At 60.9% G+C, this 17,366-nt stretch carries 17 protein-coding genes; 11 read left to right on the top strand and 6 right to left on the bottom strand.

Going from position 1 to position 17,366, the window contains the following annotated elements:
* Positions 1 to 94 precede the first annotated feature (94 nt).
* Positions 95 to 1,156, top strand: coding sequence for a type 2 isopentenyl-diphosphate Delta-isomerase (gene fni, locus GEI7407_RS00550; RefSeq protein WP_015170182.1), 1,062 nt, complete (start codon positions 95 to 97; stop codon positions 1,154 to 1,156).
* Positions 1,157 to 1,256: 100 nt separating this feature from the next.
* Positions 1,257 to 3,065 carry a signal peptide peptidase SppA gene (gene sppA / locus GEI7407_RS00545; RefSeq protein WP_015170181.1) on the top strand — a complete coding sequence of 603 codons (1,809 nt, stop codon included), beginning with the start codon at positions 1,257 to 1,259 and terminating at the stop codon, positions 3,063 to 3,065.
* Positions 3,066 to 3,089: 24 nt separating this feature from the next.
* On the opposite strand, the gene GEI7407_RS00540 is transcribed toward sppA, so the two are convergent.
* Entirely contained in the window at positions 3,090 to 3,707 is a 618-nt protein-coding gene (locus tag GEI7407_RS00540; protein ID WP_015170180.1) for a chromophore lyase CpcT/CpeT, read from the bottom strand.
* Between the two features lie 189 nt (positions 3,708 to 3,896).
* On the opposite strand from GEI7407_RS00540, the gene psb29 reads away from it, so the two are divergent.
* The 4 genes from psb29 to GEI7407_RS21245 all read left to right on the top strand — a co-directional run bounded on the left by psb29 (position 3,897) and on the right by GEI7407_RS21245 (position 7,766).
* Positions 3,897 to 4,616 carry a photosystem II biogenesis protein Psp29 gene (gene psb29, locus GEI7407_RS00535; RefSeq protein ID WP_015170179.1) on the top strand — a complete coding sequence of 240 codons (720 nt, stop codon included), beginning with the start codon at positions 3,897 to 3,899 and terminating at the stop codon, positions 4,614 to 4,616.
* Between the two features lie 285 nt (positions 4,617 to 4,901).
* Complete coding sequence (locus GEI7407_RS00530) at positions 4,902 to 6,719, top strand: aspartate kinase (RefSeq protein ID WP_015170178.1); 1,818 nt, start codon at positions 4,902 to 4,904, stop codon at positions 6,717 to 6,719.
* 371 nt (positions 6,720 to 7,090) lie between these two features.
* Complete coding sequence (locus tag GEI7407_RS21745; RefSeq protein WP_015170177.1) at positions 7,091 to 7,225, top strand: hypothetical protein; 135 nt, start codon at positions 7,091 to 7,093, stop codon at positions 7,223 to 7,225.
* 268 nt (positions 7,226 to 7,493) lie between these two features.
* The gene (locus GEI7407_RS21245) at positions 7,494 to 7,766 is read left to right on the top strand and encodes a hypothetical protein (protein ID WP_015170176.1); all 273 of its coding nucleotides are present in this window, start codon (positions 7,494 to 7,496) and stop codon (positions 7,764 to 7,766) included.
* Between the two features lie 30 nt (positions 7,767 to 7,796).
* Here the strand turns inward: GEI7407_RS21245 and GEI7407_RS00520 are convergent, their stop codons facing one another.
* Together GEI7407_RS00520 and GEI7407_RS00515 are read right to left on the bottom strand one after the other, a co-directional pair.
* Entirely contained in the window at positions 7,797 to 8,447 is a 651-nt protein-coding gene (locus GEI7407_RS00520; RefSeq protein WP_015170175.1) for a biopolymer transporter ExbD, read from the bottom strand.
* A 65-nt stretch (positions 8,448 to 8,512) separates the two neighbouring features.
* Positions 8,513 to 9,202 (bottom strand): MotA/TolQ/ExbB proton channel family protein, encoded by a 690-nt coding sequence (locus GEI7407_RS00515; RefSeq protein ID WP_015170174.1) that lies wholly within the window; start codon positions 9,200 to 9,202, stop codon positions 8,513 to 8,515.
* Between the two features lie 344 nt (positions 9,203 to 9,546).
* Here GEI7407_RS00515 and GEI7407_RS00510 point away from each other — a divergent pair, with 344 nt between their 5' ends.
* Complete coding sequence (locus tag GEI7407_RS00510) at positions 9,547 to 9,849, top strand: YkvA family protein (RefSeq protein ID WP_015170173.1); 303 nt, start codon at positions 9,547 to 9,549, stop codon at positions 9,847 to 9,849.
* A 122-nt stretch (positions 9,850 to 9,971) separates the two neighbouring features.
* On the opposite strand, the gene GEI7407_RS00505 is transcribed toward GEI7407_RS00510, so the two are convergent.
* Positions 9,972 to 11,339, bottom strand: a complete 1,368-nt coding sequence (locus GEI7407_RS00505; protein WP_015170172.1) for an RNA-guided endonuclease TnpB family protein — start codon at positions 11,337 to 11,339, stop codon at positions 9,972 to 9,974.
* A gap of 19 nt (positions 11,340 to 11,358) precedes the next feature.
* On the opposite strand from GEI7407_RS00505, the gene GEI7407_RS20505 reads away from it, so the two are divergent.
* A complete protein-coding gene (locus GEI7407_RS20505) occupies positions 11,359 to 11,508 on the top strand; it encodes a ribbon-helix-helix protein, CopG family (protein WP_315863832.1) in 150 nt (49 codons plus the stop codon).
* 120 nt (positions 11,509 to 11,628) lie between these two features.
* On the opposite strand, the gene GEI7407_RS00500 is transcribed toward GEI7407_RS20505, so the two are convergent.
* Complete coding sequence (locus GEI7407_RS00500; protein WP_015170170.1) at positions 11,629 to 12,600, bottom strand: 3'(2'),5'-bisphosphate nucleotidase; 972 nt, start codon at positions 12,598 to 12,600, stop codon at positions 11,629 to 11,631.
* A gap of 217 nt (positions 12,601 to 12,817) precedes the next feature.
* Here GEI7407_RS00500 and GEI7407_RS00495 point away from each other — a divergent pair, with 217 nt between their 5' ends.
* Positions 12,818 to 13,777, top strand: a complete 960-nt coding sequence (locus GEI7407_RS00495; RefSeq protein ID WP_015170169.1) for a PhoH family protein — start codon at positions 12,818 to 12,820, stop codon at positions 13,775 to 13,777.
* 288 nt (positions 13,778 to 14,065) lie between these two features.
* A complete protein-coding gene (locus tag GEI7407_RS00490) occupies positions 14,066 to 14,638 on the top strand; it encodes an HPP family protein (protein ID WP_015170168.1) in 573 nt (190 codons plus the stop codon).
* A gap of 22 nt (positions 14,639 to 14,660) precedes the next feature.
* Here GEI7407_RS00490 and GEI7407_RS00485 read toward each other — a convergent pair whose 3' ends face one another.
* A complete protein-coding gene (locus GEI7407_RS00485) occupies positions 14,661 to 15,500 on the bottom strand; it encodes a prephenate/arogenate dehydrogenase (RefSeq protein WP_015170167.1) in 840 nt (279 codons plus the stop codon).
* 232 nt (positions 15,501 to 15,732) lie between these two features.
* Between GEI7407_RS00485 and GEI7407_RS00480 the strand changes: the two genes are divergently transcribed.
* Positions 15,733 to 17,298 (top strand): pentapeptide repeat-containing protein, encoded by a 1,566-nt coding sequence (locus tag GEI7407_RS00480; RefSeq protein WP_015170166.1) that lies wholly within the window; start codon positions 15,733 to 15,735, stop codon positions 17,296 to 17,298.
* The last annotated feature ends 68 nt before the right edge of the window (positions 17,299 to 17,366 follow it).

Raw genomic sequence — 17,366 nt, 5'->3', positions numbered from 1 at the left:
CCAAAACAGAGCCCTGAGTGGTGTCTGAATCGTTTTGGAGCGCCAGGCGATGCCGGTTGCCGTTGTTGCGTTGTGAGAGAACCCGTTAGTCAAGGTGTCTGCCCTCAATCTGCCCGTCTCTGCGGAGACCGAAACCCAAACGCGCAAAGCCGATCACATCCGGATTTGTCTTGACGAAGATGTGCAGTGCCGCCAGGTGACCACCGGGCTAGAGCGCTATCGGTTTACCCACTGTTGCTTGCCTGAGATCGATCGCGAAGACCTTGATCTGCGGACCCCATTTTTGGGCAAAACCCTCCGGGTCCCTTTGTTGATTTCCTCTATGACGGGCGGCACCGAGCAGGCCCAGCAAATCAATCAGCGCCTCGCAGCGGTGGCCCAGCACTATGGCCTGGCCATGGGGGTCGGCTCCCAGCGGGTGGCCATCGAAAAGCCGGAAGTCGCGCCGACTTTTGCGGTACGGGCGATCGCCCCGGACATTCCCCTGTTTGCCAACCTGGGCGCCGTCCAGCTCAACTACCGCTACGGCCTCGCCGAATGCCAGCGCCTGGTGGATCTCCTCGAAGCAGACGCCCTGATTTTGCACCTCAATCCGCTCCAGGAGTGCGTCCAGGCGGGCGGCGACACCAATTTTCGCGGGCTCCTCGACCAGATCGCGCTCCTCTGCGCCCATCTGCCGGTGCCCGTGATCGCCAAAGAAGTCGGCAACGGCATCTCGGCGGCCATGGCCCAGAAGCTGCTGGCGGCGGGGGTGAGCGCTATCGATGTGGCGGGGGCCGGCGGCACGTCCTGGGCCAAGGTAGAAGGCGAACGATCGCCCAATGCCTTGCAGCGCCGCCTGGGGACCACCTTTGCCGACTGGGGGTTGCCGACGGCAGACTGCCTGGTCCAGGTGCGGCGATCGCTCCCTGAGGTGCCGCTGATCGCCTCTGGCGGCCTGCGCAATGGCCTGGACGCCGCAAAGGCGCTGGCCTTGGGCGCTGATGTCGCAGGATTGGCGTGGCCCTTTTTGCAGGCGGCCTGCGACTCCGAGGCGGCCCTGTTTGAGCTCGCAGATCTACTGGTTGCCGAGCTGACGACGGTGATGTTTTGTACCGGCAGCGCCACCGTAGCGGACCTGCGGCGATCGCAGGTTTTGGAGGCTGTAGCGCCCTAGAAATGGGCCTTGGGGGCGATCGCTCAACCTGCCAAAGATGGCTCCAGCGACTAGCATGGAAAAGCCATCTCCACGATGCCTCCATCTGCCTCTCCCCACCATGCGTAACTTTCTAAAGCAGACCTTTGCCAGCGCCCTGGGAACTGTGATTGGCCTTGGGATGTTTGCCACCCTGGGCGTTGTTGGTCTATTTGTGCTGATCTTGTCTGCGGCCTCCTCCGGCGAGACCGAGCCCCAGATCAAAGACAAATCGATGCTGGTGTTTGATTTTGCCCTGACCATCGCCGACTCGCGGCCCAACGCCAGCACCTCCGAGGCCCTGGGCACCATCCTCTCGGGGGACAGCGAAGCGGGCGTCATCACCCTGCGCGAAGTGGTCAACAGCATTGACGCAGCGGCCAAGGACAAGCGGATCGCCGGTATCTATCTTCACGGCAGCTCCACCCCGGCCCTCAGCGGCTACGCCAGCTTGCAGGAGGTGCGCCAAGCCCTAGAGCGCTTTCGCCAGAGCGGCAAGCCCATCATTGCCTACGACATGGACTGGGATGAGCGGGAGTACTACCTGAGCTCGGTGGCCGACGAGATTTTGCTCAATCCCCAGGGCCTGATGGAGCTCAACGGCCTGAGCGCCGAGACGACCTTTTACACGGGCGCGCTGCAAAAGTACGGCGTGGGGGTGCAGGTGACCCGCGTCGGCAAGTATAAGTCAGCGGTCGAGCCCTTCCTGCGCCAAAACAACAGCCCCGAGAACCGCCAACAAACCACCCAGCTGCTGCGGGATGTGTGGGGCGAATTTGTGGCGACGACGTCCAAGGCCCGCGAGATCCCGCCCAACCAGCTAGAGGCGATCGCCTCTAGCCAGGGACTCCTGATGGCGCCTGAGGCCCGCGATCGCAAGCTGGTAGACCGCCTGGCCTACTTCGACGAGGTGATCGCCGACCTCAAGAAGCGCACCGGCGTCACCGAGGCCGATCAGTCTTTCAATCAGGTGCATTTGCCCACCTACGCCAGCTTGGAGGTGGCCAACAGCCGCAAAGGCCGCGGTGAAATCGCCGTAGTCTATGCCGAAGGAACCATTGTTAGTGGCCAGGGCAGCCCCGGCCAGATCGGCGGCGATCGCATCGCGCGGCAGCTGCGCCAGCTGCGCCAGGACAAGGACGTCAAAGCCATCGTCCTGCGCATCAACAGCCCCGGCGGCGGCGTTTCGGCCACCGAAGTCATGCGCCGCGAAGTCGCCCTCACCCAAAAAACCAAGCCCATCATCGTCTCCATGGGCAACATCGCCGCCTCCGGCGGCTACCTGATGGCCATCAACGCCAGCCAGATTTTCGCCGAGCCCACGACTATCACCGGCTCTATTGGGGTGTTTGGGCTGCTGCTCAATGTCCAAAGGCTCGCCAACCAAAACGGCATTACCTGGGACACGGTCCAGACCGGCCCTCTGGCCAACCTCAACACCATTTCTCGCCCGCTGAATGCCCAGGAGCTGAGTCTGCGCCAAAAAATCGTCGACAGCACCTACAGCCACTTCCTCAAGGCCGTTGCCGACGCTCGCAAGCTGCCCCAGGCCAAAGTGGCGGACATCGCCCAGGGTCGGGTCTGGTCCGGGCAGTCGGCCCAGAAGCTGGGCCTGGTGGACGAGCTCGGCGGCCTGGACGATGCGATCGCCGCGGCGGCGATCGCCGCCAAGCTCGGGGAAGACTGGCGAGTCGAGGAATACCCCAAAGCCCGCACCCTCGAAGAAAAAATCTTGCAGCGGCTCCTGGGCGCCCAGGCAACAGAGCCCACGCCCCCCGATGTGCTGACCCAGCAGTGGGACCGCCTGCAAGAAGACCTCAGCCTGCTCCAGGATCTCAATGATCCCAAGGGGCTCTATTCGCGGCTGCCCCAGCTCCTGCGCCTCGAGTGAGCCCGCGAGAGCACAGGCGCGGCCCTAGGGCTCGCTGTAGCTTTCGACCTTGCAAAAGCGAAAAGGCCCCATGAGCGCGCCCCAGATGGCCCGCCCCGTCTCCGGATCAATGCCCTTGTCGTAGCTGAGAAATTCGACGCTGCCCTCTGCCGTCGTCCCGACCTCAAAGCCCAGGGACACCTGGCGCAGGGACCCTTCGACAGTGAAGCAGCAGCGGCCCTCTGGGGGGAGACTGGCCTGGAAGTAAGGCCCCTGGGGCGATCGGGCGATCGCGATCGTCAGGCCGCAGCCCGGCAGATCCACCAAATCATCGGCACAGAGCGATCGCAAGCGCTCCGGGTCCTGACCGCCACCCCGCACCGCCGCCGCATCCCGCAGCTGGTAGTACCGGCCCAGCAGAGCATCCGGCTGACTCGGGTGCTCTGTGATGCGCAGCACCCGAGGCCGGTAGGGCTGATCGAGCTTGAGGAGATTGGACTGCTCCAGGTACAGCGTCCAGCTATCTTCGCGAAACAGGGGAATCGGGCGCTGCCACAGGCGCAGGGGCACATACCAGGCCGGTTCTTCGCGGGCCTGATCGCCATTTTCGAAGGCACCGGCCAGCAGATGGCCTAGGGCCACCACATCAGGAGAGAGATTCATAGCGGTTTACGCAGGTCACTCCTCTTAGCATCTCAGAGGTCGCTTCAAACGCTTGCCTCTTTTTGGGGCGATCGCCCAAGGGATCAGACGCAAAGGCACGCTTTTGTGCGATCGCCCCTCGTCCTCCTGCCTTGGCAAACGTCCCGTCAAAGGTGAGAATGAAAATACCCTCATCCTTCTAAGGTTCTCGTGAACAACGTCCGAACTGTCTCTGATACCAAACGTGCTTTCTACAGCATGCACACTCGCCCGATCAACTCCATTTATCGGCGAGTGGTAGAAGAGTTGATGGTGGAAATGCATCTGCTCTCGGTCAACGTTGATTTCCGCTACGACCCCTTCTACGCTCTGGGCGTGGTGACTTCCTATGAGCGCTTCATGCAGGGCTACCGTCCAGAACAGGACAAAACGTCTATTTTTGAGTCCCTGTGTCGAGCCAACGAGGGCGACCCCGGCCACTATCGCCACGACGCTGAGCGCCTCGCCGAATTTACCAAGAATCTGTCGGCTGAGGAGCTGATTAGCTGGCTGAGCCTAGAAACGCCTCGGGGCGACGATCAGGGCCTCGGAGAGTCTCTGCAAGCGATCGCCAACCACTCCCAGTTCAAGTACAGCCGCTTGTTTGCCATCGGTCTGTTTACCCTGGTCGAGCAAGCCAACCCCGACTTGGTCAAAGACGAGGCCCAGCGCACCGCCACCTTCGAGAAAGTCGTGGCAGCGCTGCATCTGCCCGCGGACAAGCTGCAAAAAGACCTCGAGCTCTACCGCAGCAACCTGGAAAAACTCACCCAGGCCCGCATCGTCATGGAAGACATCCTCAAAGCCGATCGCAAAAAGCGCGAGGAGCGGGAGCAGGCCCAAAAAGCCTCAGAAACGTCCTCCGACTCCCAGGCTTCTACCTCAGCCTAGGCGCGTCCAGGGACCCACAACGAAAATTTCCGAGTGCTGGGGCAAATTGTCCCAGCACTTTGCTGTGGGGGCGATCGCCTGCTAGAGCGATCTTCCCGGATGACAAAATCGTCGCCCCGGATACGATCGGTACATCCCAGGTGTGGTAGCAAAACTGGCAGGACCTTCTCCAAACCAGCGCCCATCGAGAAGGGTCTGTAGTGATGTACTGTTGTGAGAATCGCTATTTTGTCCACTGCCCTTGGGAGTGAGGCAAACGTCAGAAGACTTGTGGGATAAGGGATTATGGCACTAATCGTCCAAAAATACGGGGGAACCTCAGTCGGTTCAGCGGAGCGCATCCAGGCGGTCGCTCAGCGCGTGAAGCGCACCGTGGATGCCGGGAACTCAGTGGTGGTCGTCGTTTCGGCCATGGGCAAAACCACCGACGGTTTGGTGAAGCTCGCCCACGAGATTTCTGCCAATCCCAACCGCCGCGAAATGGACATGCTCCTGTCGACAGGGGAGCAGGTGACCATCGCTCTGATGAGCATGGCCCTCCAAGAACTGGGACAGCCCGCGATCTCCATGACCGGCGCCCAAGTCGGCATCGTCACCGAAGCCGCCCACACCCGGGCCCGGATCCTGCACATCAAAACCGATCGGCTAGAACGCCATCTCCAGGCGGGCAAAGTCGTGGTGGTTGCAGGCTTTCAGGGAATTTCTAGCATCGAAGATCTCGAAATCACCACCCTGGGCCGGGGTGGCTCGGATACCTCAGCGGTGGCCCTAGCGGCGGCCCTGCGCGCCGACTGCTGCGAAATTTATACCGATGTTCCTGGCATCTTGACCACGGACCCGCGCCTGGTGCCCGAGGCGCAGCTCATGGCGGAGATCACCTCCGACGAAATGCTCGAGCTGGCCAGCCTCGGCGCCAAGGTCCTGCACCCGCGCGCCGTCGAGATCGCCCGCAACTACGGCATGCCGCTGGTGGTGCGATCGAGCTGGACCGACGATCCTGGTACTCGGGTGGTGTCTCCCGTGCCCCAGCCGCGCCCCCTCGAAGATCTCGAAATCGCGCGGCCCGTGGACGCGGTGGAGTTTGATGTGGACCAGGCCAAGGTGGCGATGCTGCGGGTGCCCGACCGGCCCGGCGTGGCGGCGCGCCTGTTTGGCGAGATCTCGGGCCAGGATCTAGACGTGGACCTGATCATCCAGTCCATCCACGAGGGCAACACCAACGACATCGCCTTCACAGTGAGCCAGGCGTCTCTGAAGCGGGCCGAAGCGGTGTCTTCGGCGATGATTCCGGCGCTGGCAGCGGGCACCGGCAGCGCGGCAGAAGACGCTGAAGTGATGGTGGATGGCGGCATCGCCAAGGTGACCATCGCCGGGGCAGGCATGATCGGGCGGCCCGGGGTGGCGGCTCAGATGTTCAAAACCCTGGCTGAGGCGGGCATCAATATTCAGATGATCTCGACTTCTGAGGTGAAGGTGAGCTGCGTCGTGGAGGCGGCAGACTGCGATCGCGCTTTGGCGGTGCTGTGCGAAGCCTTCGAGGTCAACTCGTCCCCCGCTCGCATCGACACTGCGCAGGCGGCGGCCCAGAGCGATGCGCCCCCGGTGCGCGGCGTGGCCCTCGATCGCAACCAGGCCCGCCTCGCCATTCGTCAAATTCCCGATCGCCCGGGCATGGCGGCCCGCCTCTTCGAGCTTTTGGCCCAGCACAACATCAGCGTGGACATGATCATCCAGTCCCAGCGCTGCCGCCTGATGAATGGCCTGACGGCCCGCGACATCGCCTTCACCGTGTCCCAGCTCGACGCCGAGCACGCCCGAGAAATCTTGGCGGCGGCCGCCGTCGAGCTGGGCTGGGGCGAGGTGGTCGTGGACACGGCGATCGCCAAGGTCAGCATCGTCGGCTCTGGCATGGTCGGCCAGCCCGGCGTGGCGGCGCAGATGTTCGCGGCCCTCGCCCAAGAGAAAATCAACATCCAGATGATCGCCACCTCGGAGATCAAGGTAAGCTGCGTCGTGTCTGAGGAAGACGGCGTCAAGGCCCTCCAGGTGATTCACGCGGCCTTTGGGCTGGCGGGTCAGCAGCGCATTGAGGTGCCAGCTTAACAACCGCCATTGCTCCAGGCGATCGCCCTTTAGACGCGCAGCCGCTAGGGATCCCCGCAAGAGACCCCCTCAGCGGCTTGGGCGCGACGGTCTCCCAGACTGGCGCGATGTCCATATGGGCAAATCCTGACCTACTGCCCTGAGACTGCCGCAAACCGCAACGCGATCGCACCAGCCGTGGTGGGTAGCTTTGGGCTGCGATCAGTACGCTAGCTATCCGTGAAGTGTCAAGTACGATACCGCTAAATTATGCAGTTTTTGCATAATGCAAATGCGAAAAACACAGCGCTTGATCCCCTTCACGAGAGGGAAGTGCTACAAATCGGAAAGGTGATATATTTTTCGAGCCTTTCCTCAGTGGAGTCAGCATCATGAATCGAAATACACAAAAACAGCGGGGCGATCGCCCGGAAAACAACGCTCAGAGCGAATTTGACTTTGATACATGGGCGATCGCCGTCAAGAAGCAAATGTTGACCGCGCTGCGTCGCCGTGGCGCTCAGTAATTTCAGCAAAGACTTTTAAATACGCCAGATAGCCCGCTTCAAGATGCGTCGTTTTGGAGCCAAAAATCGCGGAAGGCCAGCAGCATGCACGCCTTCCGTTTTGCCGTTTTGGGGCTGTAGCGAAGCCGTTCTCGCGCCGAGTGTGGGAATGAGGCGGCTAACGGGGCGGGTTGGTGACAATAGAGCTAGGCGGTTCCGGCCTGGGCGCCTGCCCTTAGAAGCGATCGCCCCCTAGGCTAGATACATCACCATTGTTAGGAGACACACCATGACTATCTGGAAAAAATTGGCTGGCCTATTAGCCATGCTCACCCTCACCACCAGCCTCGCCGCCTGCGAGTCTCCCGTCGAGCCCGGAGAGACCGAGAGCGAGCAAGAAGCCGAGCAGATGGAAGAAAACCTCGGTGACAAGGTCCGAGGCGCCGACGAAAATATTCAGCAGTCTGAGCAGCGCGTCAACGAGGCCGAAGACGAGTCCGACGGCGACGATGGCGACGAAGACGGCGACGGCGACGGCGACGAGGACGGCGACAACAACTAGGCGATCGCCCGTGCGGGGCTCCGGAGACCTCTAGTTGCCGGAGCTGCCCGCCGGAGCCTGCTCCGCCGGTAGCTGCTGCGCGCCCCCAGCGGGCGGCAGATCCAGCAGCGGATTATCGCTAGCGCCGCCGGGAGCTCCAGGCCCCGGCTGAGTGGGAAATTGATAGGTGCCAGCACCGCCATTGTTGAGGCCGCCGGGCAGGCCGTTGGAGCCGTTGGGCGCCAGAGAGCCATTGGGCAGCGGGAAGCCCGGATTGGCCGGGGCCTGGTTGCCGCTGGGCTGCAGCGTCGCCAGGGCCACGCGATCGCCCCCGACCGATCGCAGCAAGTCCAGCACCCGCACCACGTCGTTGTAGCTGGTTTCCCGAGCCGCGTAGAGCACCATTTGACCCGAGGGGTTGATCTGCTGGTAGCGCTGCAGCGCCTGATAGAGCTGGGTCAGAGACACCCGCTGATCGTCAATGTAGGTTTGGCCAAAGGCATCCACGGCCACGAGCAGCCGCGCCTCCTGGGCCTGGGGAGTACTCGTGCGGGCCTGGGGCAAATTGAGGCTGATGGCCTGCTGACGAGTGAGCTGGAGCGCCGCCAAGATAAAGAACGTCAGAATGCAGAAAATCACGTCGATCAGCGGAATGATCTCGATCCGTGTGTCCTCGGTGGGAGCGTCAAACTTGAGCTTCATGGCGTCCTAAGAAATGAAGAGGGCGGTGCAGAGGCGATGGAAAGGGGGAGCGATCGCACTCCCTCCTATTCTGAAACTTCAGCCGGACGATCGGGACTCAAGGGGCGATCGCCCTGGGCCATCAGGCGCTGGCGCTGAGGCCAGTGCTGACGATAAAGCAGTTCTAGCTCACTACCCGCCTTCCGGAAAATCTTTGCCTGGGAAAACAGAAAGCCCTGAAACAGTCGATAAAACGCCAAACTGACGATCGCCACAATCAAACCAGCAGCGGTACTGATGAGCGCCTCACCAATGCCCAGCGTCACGCCCGCCGCAGAGGCCGTCCCAATATCGCCGAGGCGAATTTCTCGCAGCGAGCGGATCAGGCCCACCACCGTCCCCAGCAGGCCCAGCAGCGGCGCCAAGGCAATCACCGCCTCCAGGATCTTATCGCCCCGGCGCATCGACGCCAGCTCATCATCCGCCGTCGACTCCAGCGCCAGCCGAAACACCTCCGGATCGGCATCTTTCAGGCGCAGAGGCGCGTAGAGAAACCGGCCAATCGGCTGCTCAAGGGACTGGCGCGCTAGCTCCGTCGCCGCCGTCCAGTCCTCCTCGGCCGCCGCCAAAATCCGCTCCACCAAGCTTTTCTCTTTGGTCAGCACACCAAACCAAAAATAAAGTCGCTCAATGATGGCACCCAAAGCCAAAACCGACAGCAGCAGCAGCGGCCACATGGCCACGCCACCTTTGATAAACAGATCTGAGATATTCACAGTCCTCTCTTTGCCTCCCTAAAGTCCTCACAGGTCTTGGCGGACCGACGGCGCAGCGAACCTGCCCCGCCCCAACGAGAAAATCGCTCAGCCAGTCTCGGGGGCCGCGCATAGTTCACTCTCCCAGAGCATCTTAAATTCTAGAGTGAACACTTAAGAAGGGGCGCTGACCAATTGCCCTTGGGCGAGGCTGTTGACGTCAGCTGCGGGGAGGAGGTGCCAGATTTAGGCCCGAGATTTCGCGGGAATGGGTAGAGGACTCGCATTGTTCGGAGGGGTTATCCACACCTGAAGAACTGCAATGGATTTGTCAAGATCAAAAGCAATGTGGAGGACACACCCCTATGAAATTTTCGCCTCAGTCGTTTTACAACTGGTACCGGGAAACGCTACGCAACCCCAAGTACCGCTGGTGGATTGTCCTGGGCAGTTTGTTTTACCTCTTCATGCCCTTCGACTTTTTGCCGGATTTTATTCCAGGGGTCGGTCAGCTAGATGATGTCGCCATCATGATGCTGCTGGTCTCAGAGGTGTCCCAGATGATGATCGAGGGCTTCAAGACTCGTCAGGCGACTCGCACTGTGGCGAATTCTGGGGTGTCTTCTCCCGATGAAGCGGTCGATGTGGAAGCAGAGACTGTTTCCTAGGGGCTAGCCCCAGGCGCTGCCGGGATGCCTCGTCTGTAGGGTTGCTCAATTTTGAGAACGTTTGTGTGGAATGCTTGGGGCGTGACGCTCCTACACCAACCTACCGGCATGGTGTAGGCTTCTCAGGCATTCCGAAGAATGCGTAGAACTTCCTTGGAGGTAACATCGGTGATAGAACCAACTATCGCGATGTTACCTTTACGGCGTTTTATCGTGGGGAACACGTCCAGCCCCACTCTTTTGACGTTGATAGCGGCGTTGACGTCCCTATCAACCAAAAGCTTTTCAGACTCATCCCAATAGTTGCGAATGGTCGTATCAGTGAAGATCACCTCATCCCGGTACGAGAGCAATTGAGAGGTGTAAGCGGGATTCTTCGCAATCACTACAGCCCCAGCTTTTTCAGCTATGTGTCCGAGGATTTGGAAGAATTGAGCGAAGGCGGCATCTGCCCAACTCAAGTTGAGTCCAGACTTGGCAGACTGGCCATTTGGAATGAAGGCACCCGTCTCATCTTGTTTGGGTGCATTGCGCCTTGATAGACCCTTAAGATTCAGGTCTTCATGAAAGAAAACTTTCTTGCCCGTTCTCACCAATTTGTGAGCGGTTTTGTATTGGAAGTCCTTACGGCATCTGGCAATCTTTTGGTGCTGCCGTCCCTCTCGTTTTGCTAGTTTGCGGCGGGCCTTGGAGCCGCGCTTCCGAGCATTCTTTTTCTGCGAGATGCGGGTCAGCTTGTGCTGGCTTTTCCGTAGCGCTTTGAGCGATGGCAGTTTCACCCCTTCCGAGGTGGCAAGGTAATCCTGCTCATGCAGCACCGCATCTATCCCTAACGAATTCTCCCAGGTTGGCAGAATCGAATCAGGGGTTATCGCTGGGACGGCTGGATCTTCGAGCCGCAGATTCACAAACCAACCATCGTTTTTCTTGATGAATTGAAGCTGCTTGAGAAGCGCGCCATCAGGCAAATGACGATGGGACCGAATCTTAATCAGTCCGATTTTCGGCACTTTGATATACAAATACCTGCCGCCAACCGAGCAGGAATGCAGCTCAAGGCCAGCTCCTTCAATCACCATTGAGCGATAGCGGGACTGGGGTTTGAATCGGGGTTTGCCGCTTCGATTGCCGTTGCTGTCACCTGCGACAAACCTTTCAAAGGCTTTATCAACTCGCTTGCAAACTTCTTGCAGGGTGTTTGCTGGAACGCGTGAAAAGTCCAGCGCTTCACCCGACCATTCAACCGTTACAGTCTCCTTTTTGAGTCCTGGCAGATACTTTTTCTGGTTGTAATAGTTCGGTCTGTCGCGCAATTTAGGCAGCGATGCAACCAGCGGACAAGCGTTGACGGGTGAGCGGTTCATCTCCCACCAATCAAACCTATCGCCCAGTTGGCGGTTGTACCAATACTGACAAATCCGCAGCCAGAGATTTAGCTCTAGTTTTTGGTCTGTGGTGGGAAGTGCTTTGTATTGGTAGGTGTATTTCATACTATGATTGTACCGCACTATGCAACACAATGAAGGCATGGCCAGTAAAGAATCTGTGAATATTCGACTACCCAAACATGAAAAAGAGAGGTTGGACCGATATTGCAAAACGGTTGGCAGATCCCAGACGGATGTGATCCGGGAGTTCATTCGTTCACTGCCCGATTAAGTTGGCTGCTCCGCTTCGCTCCACAGCCGCGCATTCCTCTCACGCCAAATCAGAGATTCTGGCGTGAGGCTCCTGCTGACCTAGCTGAAGCTGAAAATGCTTCAGGCTTTTTTTGGTGGGTTAGCGATCGCGAATGGCAGCCAAAACGCGATCGTGAATGTGGCCATTGCTGGCGACAATGCCTTGGTTTTGGCTGAGCTTGCTGCCGTGGGAAAATTCGAGGGGCTGGCCAAAGAGATCGCTCACGCGGCCCCCGGCCTCTTCGATCACAATGGCGCCGGCGGCATGATCCCAGATGTTTTCCCGGCGATCGCTCGAAGCGGGCTGGGGCAGGCGCAGATACAGATCGGCGTCTCCTCGGGCCACGGCGCCGTACTTGGCCTGACTGTCCATCCGAATGGGTTCCTCGACCATGCCCAGGCTTTGGGCGATCGCGGCTTGGCGGCTGTGGTCGCCATGGTCCACTTCGACACTTTCGATCAGGCGCAGGGGCTGGCCGCTGGCATTGACGTGGATGGGGTGGGGGTGTTCGTTGGCCAGGGCCATGGCTTGAGCGCCTTCGCCCCGCGTCGCCAAAAACAGCACGCCGCGATCGCCCTCGGGCTGCTGGGGGTCCACCGGGAGAGCCGGACAGGCCATCAGGCCCAAGACCACCTGTCCCCCCTCGATCAGGGCCAGGGCAATGGCGTACTGGTCACCCCGGACATAGCCCTTGGTGCCGTCGATGGGGTCGAGGGTCCAAAAGCGATCGCTGGGCTGGCCGTCGCCGCGGTTGATCCAGGCGGCCACCTGCTCTGGCGTGGCCGTCGGATCGACCATCTCGACATAGCGGGTCACCTGGGCCAGACGCTCCGCCATGGCGGGCTTCTGGAGCAGGGCCGCGTCTTCTTCGCCCACCACCGGGTCGTTGCGGAAGGTGGCGGCGATCGCCCGACAGATCACCGCCTGCGCCCCAAAGTCCGCCACCGTCACCGGGCTGTGATCGGCCTTGGTCATGGCGTCGGGGCCGCGATCGTGGCGAACCTGTTCGCAGAGGCGCGCGGCGGCCTTGAGGGCGGCGATCGCCACATTTTTTTCGTGTTCGTAGGCCATCGATGGGTCCTCCCGTTGCCAGTCTTTCCCCAAGATTGTCGCCACAGATGGCCGCGATCGCCAGTCCCTTCTCCTCGCCTGCCATGAGTTTCGCTTTGGGGCTAGGATCAAGAACAGTATTGCTTAGCGAGTCAATTCACCGAATGCAGCACAGCGTCTTGAGTCCAACGGTTGGTTGCCCGAGCAGCGAGATTGTCCTACGTCGTGGCGAGTGGGCATGGTAGCGTCATCCACGATTCAGCTTCCCAGCGTTGAAAGCGCCCTCGCCCTCGCCGGTTATCAAGAAGAAAATCTCAAAGTGCTGGCCCGCCAAACCGGAGCCACTGTGGTTTTGCGAGGCCAAGACCTCCTGATCTCCGGGACCGAAAAGCAAATCGAGCGCTGTAGCGATCTCGTTCGTGCCCTGGGCGACCTGTGGACAAGGGGCAAGGCTGTCAGCACCGTGGACATCTTGACGGCCCAGCACGCCCTCAACACCGATCGCACCGAAGAGCTCCAGGCCCTGCGCGAAGACGTGCTGGTGCGCACCCGGCGGGGCGAAGAGATTCGGGCCAAGACCTTTCGTCAGCGCCAGTATATCCAGGCCATTCGGTCCCACGACCTCACCTTCTGCATTGGTCCGGCGGGCACCGGCAAGACCTTTTTGGCAGCGATGCTGGCAGTCCAGGCGCTGCTTTCCAACCAGTTCGAGCGGCTGATTTTGACCCGTCCCGCCGTCGAAGCGGGGGAGCGTTTGGGATTCTTGCCCGGTGACCTCCAGCAAAAAATCAATCCCTATTTGCGGCCGCTCTACGATGCGCTGTACGAGCTGATCGACCCCGAAAAGATCCCGAGCCTGATGGAGCGCGGGGTGATCGAGGTCGCGCCCCTGGCCTACATGCGCGGCCGCACCCTCAACAACGCCTTTGTCATCCTGGATGAGGCCCAAAACACAACGCCCGCCCAGATGAAAATGGTGCTGACGCGTTTGGGCTTCCGGTCGCGCATGGTGGTGACGGGGGACGTCACCCAGACGGACCTGCCGAGCAATCAGGCCTCCGGGTTAGCAGTGGCTCAGCGCATTTTACAAAATGTTGACGGCATTGCCTTTTGTCATCTGACCCAGGCGGACGTGGTGCGCCACCCGCTGGTGCAGCGCATCGTGGCGGCCTACGAGACTTACGAGAAAAACGCTTAGGGGGAAATGGGGCGCGCGATCGCCCCTGAACAGGCGATCGCGGGGAGCACAAGCAGATTTAATTTGCTGGGTACTATTGCTTAAGCATTTGTAATTTTGTATCCTATGTAACAGTTTTGCGTGACGACTTGTGAAGTTGCGCGCTGTTGCAGCGGGTTGGAGTGCTTCGGCGATCGCCCGAGGAAACGCTTCGCACCGGCTGCCGTGACTGCTGTCCTGCCTACCCCCTTGCCTGTGAAACCCCATCAAACTGGCTCAAGGTCGCGATCGCTCCGGAAGTACCCGCTTGTGCGAGAAGTGCTGGAGCGCAGTTTCGCCAAATCTGCCCAGCGTCATCCTCTGACTCGCCGCACTCGCTTCTATCTCACCAAAATGCGCGGCGGCCGGGGGCGTCCCCCAAAGCTGCGTTTTCGCTATATTTTCTGGTCCTGGCTGGGGGCCTTCATCGGCATCACCGCCACCAGCTACCCCTCGGCCTGGGTCGGTGCCCCCCTGCTGATCGCGCCCTTTGGTGCGACCTGCGTCCTGATTTTTGGGGCACCGGACAGTCCCCTGGCTCAGCCCCGCAACGTGATCGGGGGCCACTGTTTGGCCACCTTGATCAGCTTGACCCTGCTGCACACCTTCGGGGCTGAGTGGTGGGTGATGGCGCTGGCCGTGGCGACCTCCATCGGCATCATGCAGATCACCAGCACGCTCCATCCGCCTGCCGGGGCGACGCCCCTGGTGGTGCTGATGTCCAAGGCGTCCTGGAGCTTCCTGTGGATGCCGGTGCTGCCGGGAGCGATCATCCTGGTGAGCTGCGCGGTCCTGTTCAATAACCTGGCGCGAGATCGGGTCTATCCCAAGTACTGGTTCTAGGCCCCGGCAAGCAGCCCGGACGTCACTTCAGGTAGGCGGGCCGGGCCTGCTGCTGGGCCTGGAGCTGCTCGTGCAGGGCGTCCCACTGTTCGTCCTCGATCAGATGAATCACCTGGTCGAGGCGATCGCGGTAGGCCCGGAGCGATCGCACCAAGGCCGCTTGGTTATAGCGTGCCATCATTAGCCCCAGCTCAGGGTTGCCGCCGCCGACTCGGCTCGTGTCCCGAAAGCCCGAGCTAGCAAAGCACTGGGCCATTTTGTGAACCAGAGGATCGCGCTCGCCTTCGCAGGCGGCGATCAGGCTGCCGCTGACCATGACCGGCAGGTGCGAAATCCAGGCCACGGCCCGATCGTGAATATCGGGGGCGCACTCGTAGACCTCCGCCTGGAGAGAGCGGGCGATCGCCGCCACGGTTTCGCAGGCGGTCGGAGGGGTCGTAGCGGTGGGCGTCAGCACGTAGGGCCGGCCCTCAAACAGACGCCGCTGGGCCGCCTCGACGCCGCTAAATTCGGTACCCGCCATGGGGTGACCGCCAATAAAATTGGGCCACAGAGGCGCGATCGCTTCCACAATGGGCGCCTTCACTGAGCCAACATCCGTCAAAATAGTTTCAGGACGCAAATGAGGACGCAGCGCCGCTACGGCAGGGGCGATCGCCTCAATGGGCGTACACAAAAACACCACCTCCGCTTGGGCCATAATGGCCAAGTCCGGACTCGCTTCATCCACCACGCCCAGCTCTAGAGCGCGATCGCCCGTCTCGGGCCGCCGACTCGATCCCACCACCCAGTGGCCCAAAGCCCGCAGGTCTAGCCCCAGCGATCCCCCAATGAGCCCTAGGCCGACAATTCCAACTTTCATACCGACGCCTCGCGATCGCAGCGATTCCTGATCCTAGCCCACGGACTGCTTTGCCTAGGCTACTGTCACAGTAGAGAGAATCGATGACGGCTAGGCCAAAGGGGTCCGCCAAGGGCGATCGCCCTTAGTGAGCACTAGGGCGCAAATCCCGTTTTTCCTGCCGGGCTGGGCAAAAACCCTGGCCAAAACTTGCGATAATTCGCCAACAACCGCTGGGACGTAGAAACGGTGTATGAAAGCTGAAGAACTTCTGAAGCGATACGGGGCTGGTGAGCGGAATTTTGGGGGCATGGACCTGCGGGAAGCCAACCTCAGCCGCGCCAACCTCAGCCATATCGACCTCAGCGGTGCCGACCTCAGCGTAGCCAATCTCAGCGGCGCGAATCTCAGCGGCGCGGACCTGCGAGGAGCACGCCTCAACGTCGCCAAGCTCAGCGGCGCCAACCTCAGCGGCGCCAACCTCAGCAGCTGCATCCTGAATGTCGCCAACCTCGTGCGGGCCGACCTCACCGGAGCTAACCTCAACCAAGCCGCCCTGATCCGCGCCGAGCTCATGCGAGCCGACCTCAAGCAGGCCACCCTCGACAGCGCCGATCTGGGGGGCGCCCAGCTCCAGGAAGCCCAGCTCCATCAGGCCAACTTCAGCCGCGCCAACCTGAGCGAAGTCAACTTTCACCGGGCGACCCTGGCCGATGCGGTCTTCGACCAGGCCAACCTGCGCGGGGCAGACCTCAACCGCGCCAATGCCACCCGCGCCAACTTCCGAAATGCGGAGCTGCGGCTGGCCAACCTGAGCGAAATCCTGCTGATCGGCGCCGATCTCCACGGGGCCAACCTGCGCTGGGCCAATCTCACCGGGGCGCGCCTGCGGGGGGCGGACCTGACGGAGGCCAAGCTCAGCGGCGCCGCCATTGTGGGGGCCGACCTGCGCAATGTGAACTTGACCCACGCCAGCTTGATCCACGCTGATTTGTCCCGGGCGAACCTGATCGGGACGGACTGGATCGGGGCGGAGCTGACCGGGGCGACCCTGACGGGGGCCAAGCTCCATGGGGTGTCTCGCTATGGGCTCAAAGTCGAAGATTTGACCTGTGAGTGGGTCGATCTGAGCCCCCAGGGGGACAACAGCCAGATTCAATACCTCTCTCAGGAAGACTGCCGACAGTTTTTTAACGAAACGCTGCCGACGGTGCAAATCACGGTGGATGCGCCCCTCGATCCCGATGCGGCGGTATCCCTGGCGGTGATCTATCGGCAAATCGCCCGGCGATCGCCCGTGATGGCCCATCCGCCCAGCATCCAGGTGGGCCCCCGGCGAACGGTGATCTTGTTTCAAGTCGCCAGCAACGTGCAGCTGTTTGCGACCGCCTACAGCGCGATTTTGCCCTTTGAGGACGCGGCGGTCACCCAGACAAATCTTCTGGAAATGGTGCGATCGCTCCAGGACGGCAGTGCAGAAAGCAACACCAAAACTCCCCCCGAAACCTTCAGCGAAGTTCTGCACCAGCTCGCCGCCCAAATCGACGGCGTGACCATCCTCGACAACCTGCCGCGCCTCGCCCAGCGGGGTGCCTTCTTCCAGACGCCCACCCAAACCATGCTGATCAACTCCAGCAACCAGCGCCTCACGGTCTACCACCATCCGGCCTTTGGCAAGCGCTTTATGAGCGAGGTCGAGGCCTCCCCGAACCCGACCGCCTCCCCCCTGCCGACGCCCCCACCCCAAAAAGCCGCTCCCTTTTTGCTGCCGCCCCTCAGCGTGACAGCCGACTTTGTGCGGCACTTCCACGACTTGTGAAGTTGCGGCCGCGCGCGATCGCAGTCAAAGCACTCGCCTGGAGTCCGCCACTTCCTCCGAGGGACGCG

Source organism: Geitlerinema sp. PCC 7407 (genome assembly GCF_000317045.1).
GTDB lineage: Bacteria > Cyanobacteriota > Cyanobacteriia > PCC-7407 > PCC-7407 > PCC-7407.
This window is presented reverse-complemented; position numbering and strand designations above follow the sequence as displayed.

What these genes read in the sequence shown, in the direction of transcription:
- sppA (WP_015170181.1), top strand. Translation starts at nt 1,257, where the DNA reads ATGCGTAACTTTCTAAAGCAGACCTTTGCCAGCGCCCTGGGAACTGTG.
- GEI7407_RS00540 (WP_015170180.1), bottom strand. Translation starts at nt 3,707, where the DNA reads ATGAATCTCTCTCCTGATGTGGTGGCCCTAGGCCATCTGCTGGCCGGT.
- GEI7407_RS00530 (WP_015170178.1), top strand. Translation starts at nt 4,902, where the DNA reads ATGGCACTAATCGTCCAAAAATACGGGGGAACCTCAGTCGGTTCAGCG.
- GEI7407_RS21745 (WP_015170177.1), top strand. Translation starts at nt 7,091, where the DNA reads ATGAATCGAAATACACAAAAACAGCGGGGCGATCGCCCGGAAAACAAC.
- GEI7407_RS21245 (WP_015170176.1), top strand. Translation starts at nt 7,494, where the DNA reads ATGACTATCTGGAAAAAATTGGCTGGCCTATTAGCCATGCTCACCCTC.
- GEI7407_RS00520 (WP_015170175.1), bottom strand. Translation starts at nt 8,447, where the DNA reads ATGAAGCTCAAGTTTGACGCTCCCACCGAGGACACACGGATCGAGATC.
- GEI7407_RS00510 (WP_015170173.1), top strand. Translation starts at nt 9,547, where the DNA reads ATGAAATTTTCGCCTCAGTCGTTTTACAACTGGTACCGGGAAACGCTA.
- GEI7407_RS00505 (WP_015170172.1), bottom strand. Translation starts at nt 11,339, where the DNA reads ATGAAATACACCTACCAATACAAAGCACTTCCCACCACAGACCAAAAA.
- GEI7407_RS20505 (WP_315863832.1), top strand. Translation starts at nt 11,359, where the DNA reads ATGCAACACAATGAAGGCATGGCCAGTAAAGAATCTGTGAATATTCGA.
- GEI7407_RS00500 (WP_015170170.1), bottom strand. Translation starts at nt 12,600, where the DNA reads ATGGCCTACGAACACGAAAAAAATGTGGCGATCGCCGCCCTCAAGGCC.
- GEI7407_RS00495 (WP_015170169.1), top strand. Translation starts at nt 12,818, where the DNA reads ATGGTAGCGTCATCCACGATTCAGCTTCCCAGCGTTGAAAGCGCCCTC.
- GEI7407_RS00485 (WP_015170167.1), bottom strand. Translation starts at nt 15,500, where the DNA reads ATGAAAGTTGGAATTGTCGGCCTAGGGCTCATTGGGGGATCGCTGGGG.
- GEI7407_RS00480 (WP_015170166.1), top strand. Translation starts at nt 15,733, where the DNA reads ATGAAAGCTGAAGAACTTCTGAAGCGATACGGGGCTGGTGAGCGGAAT.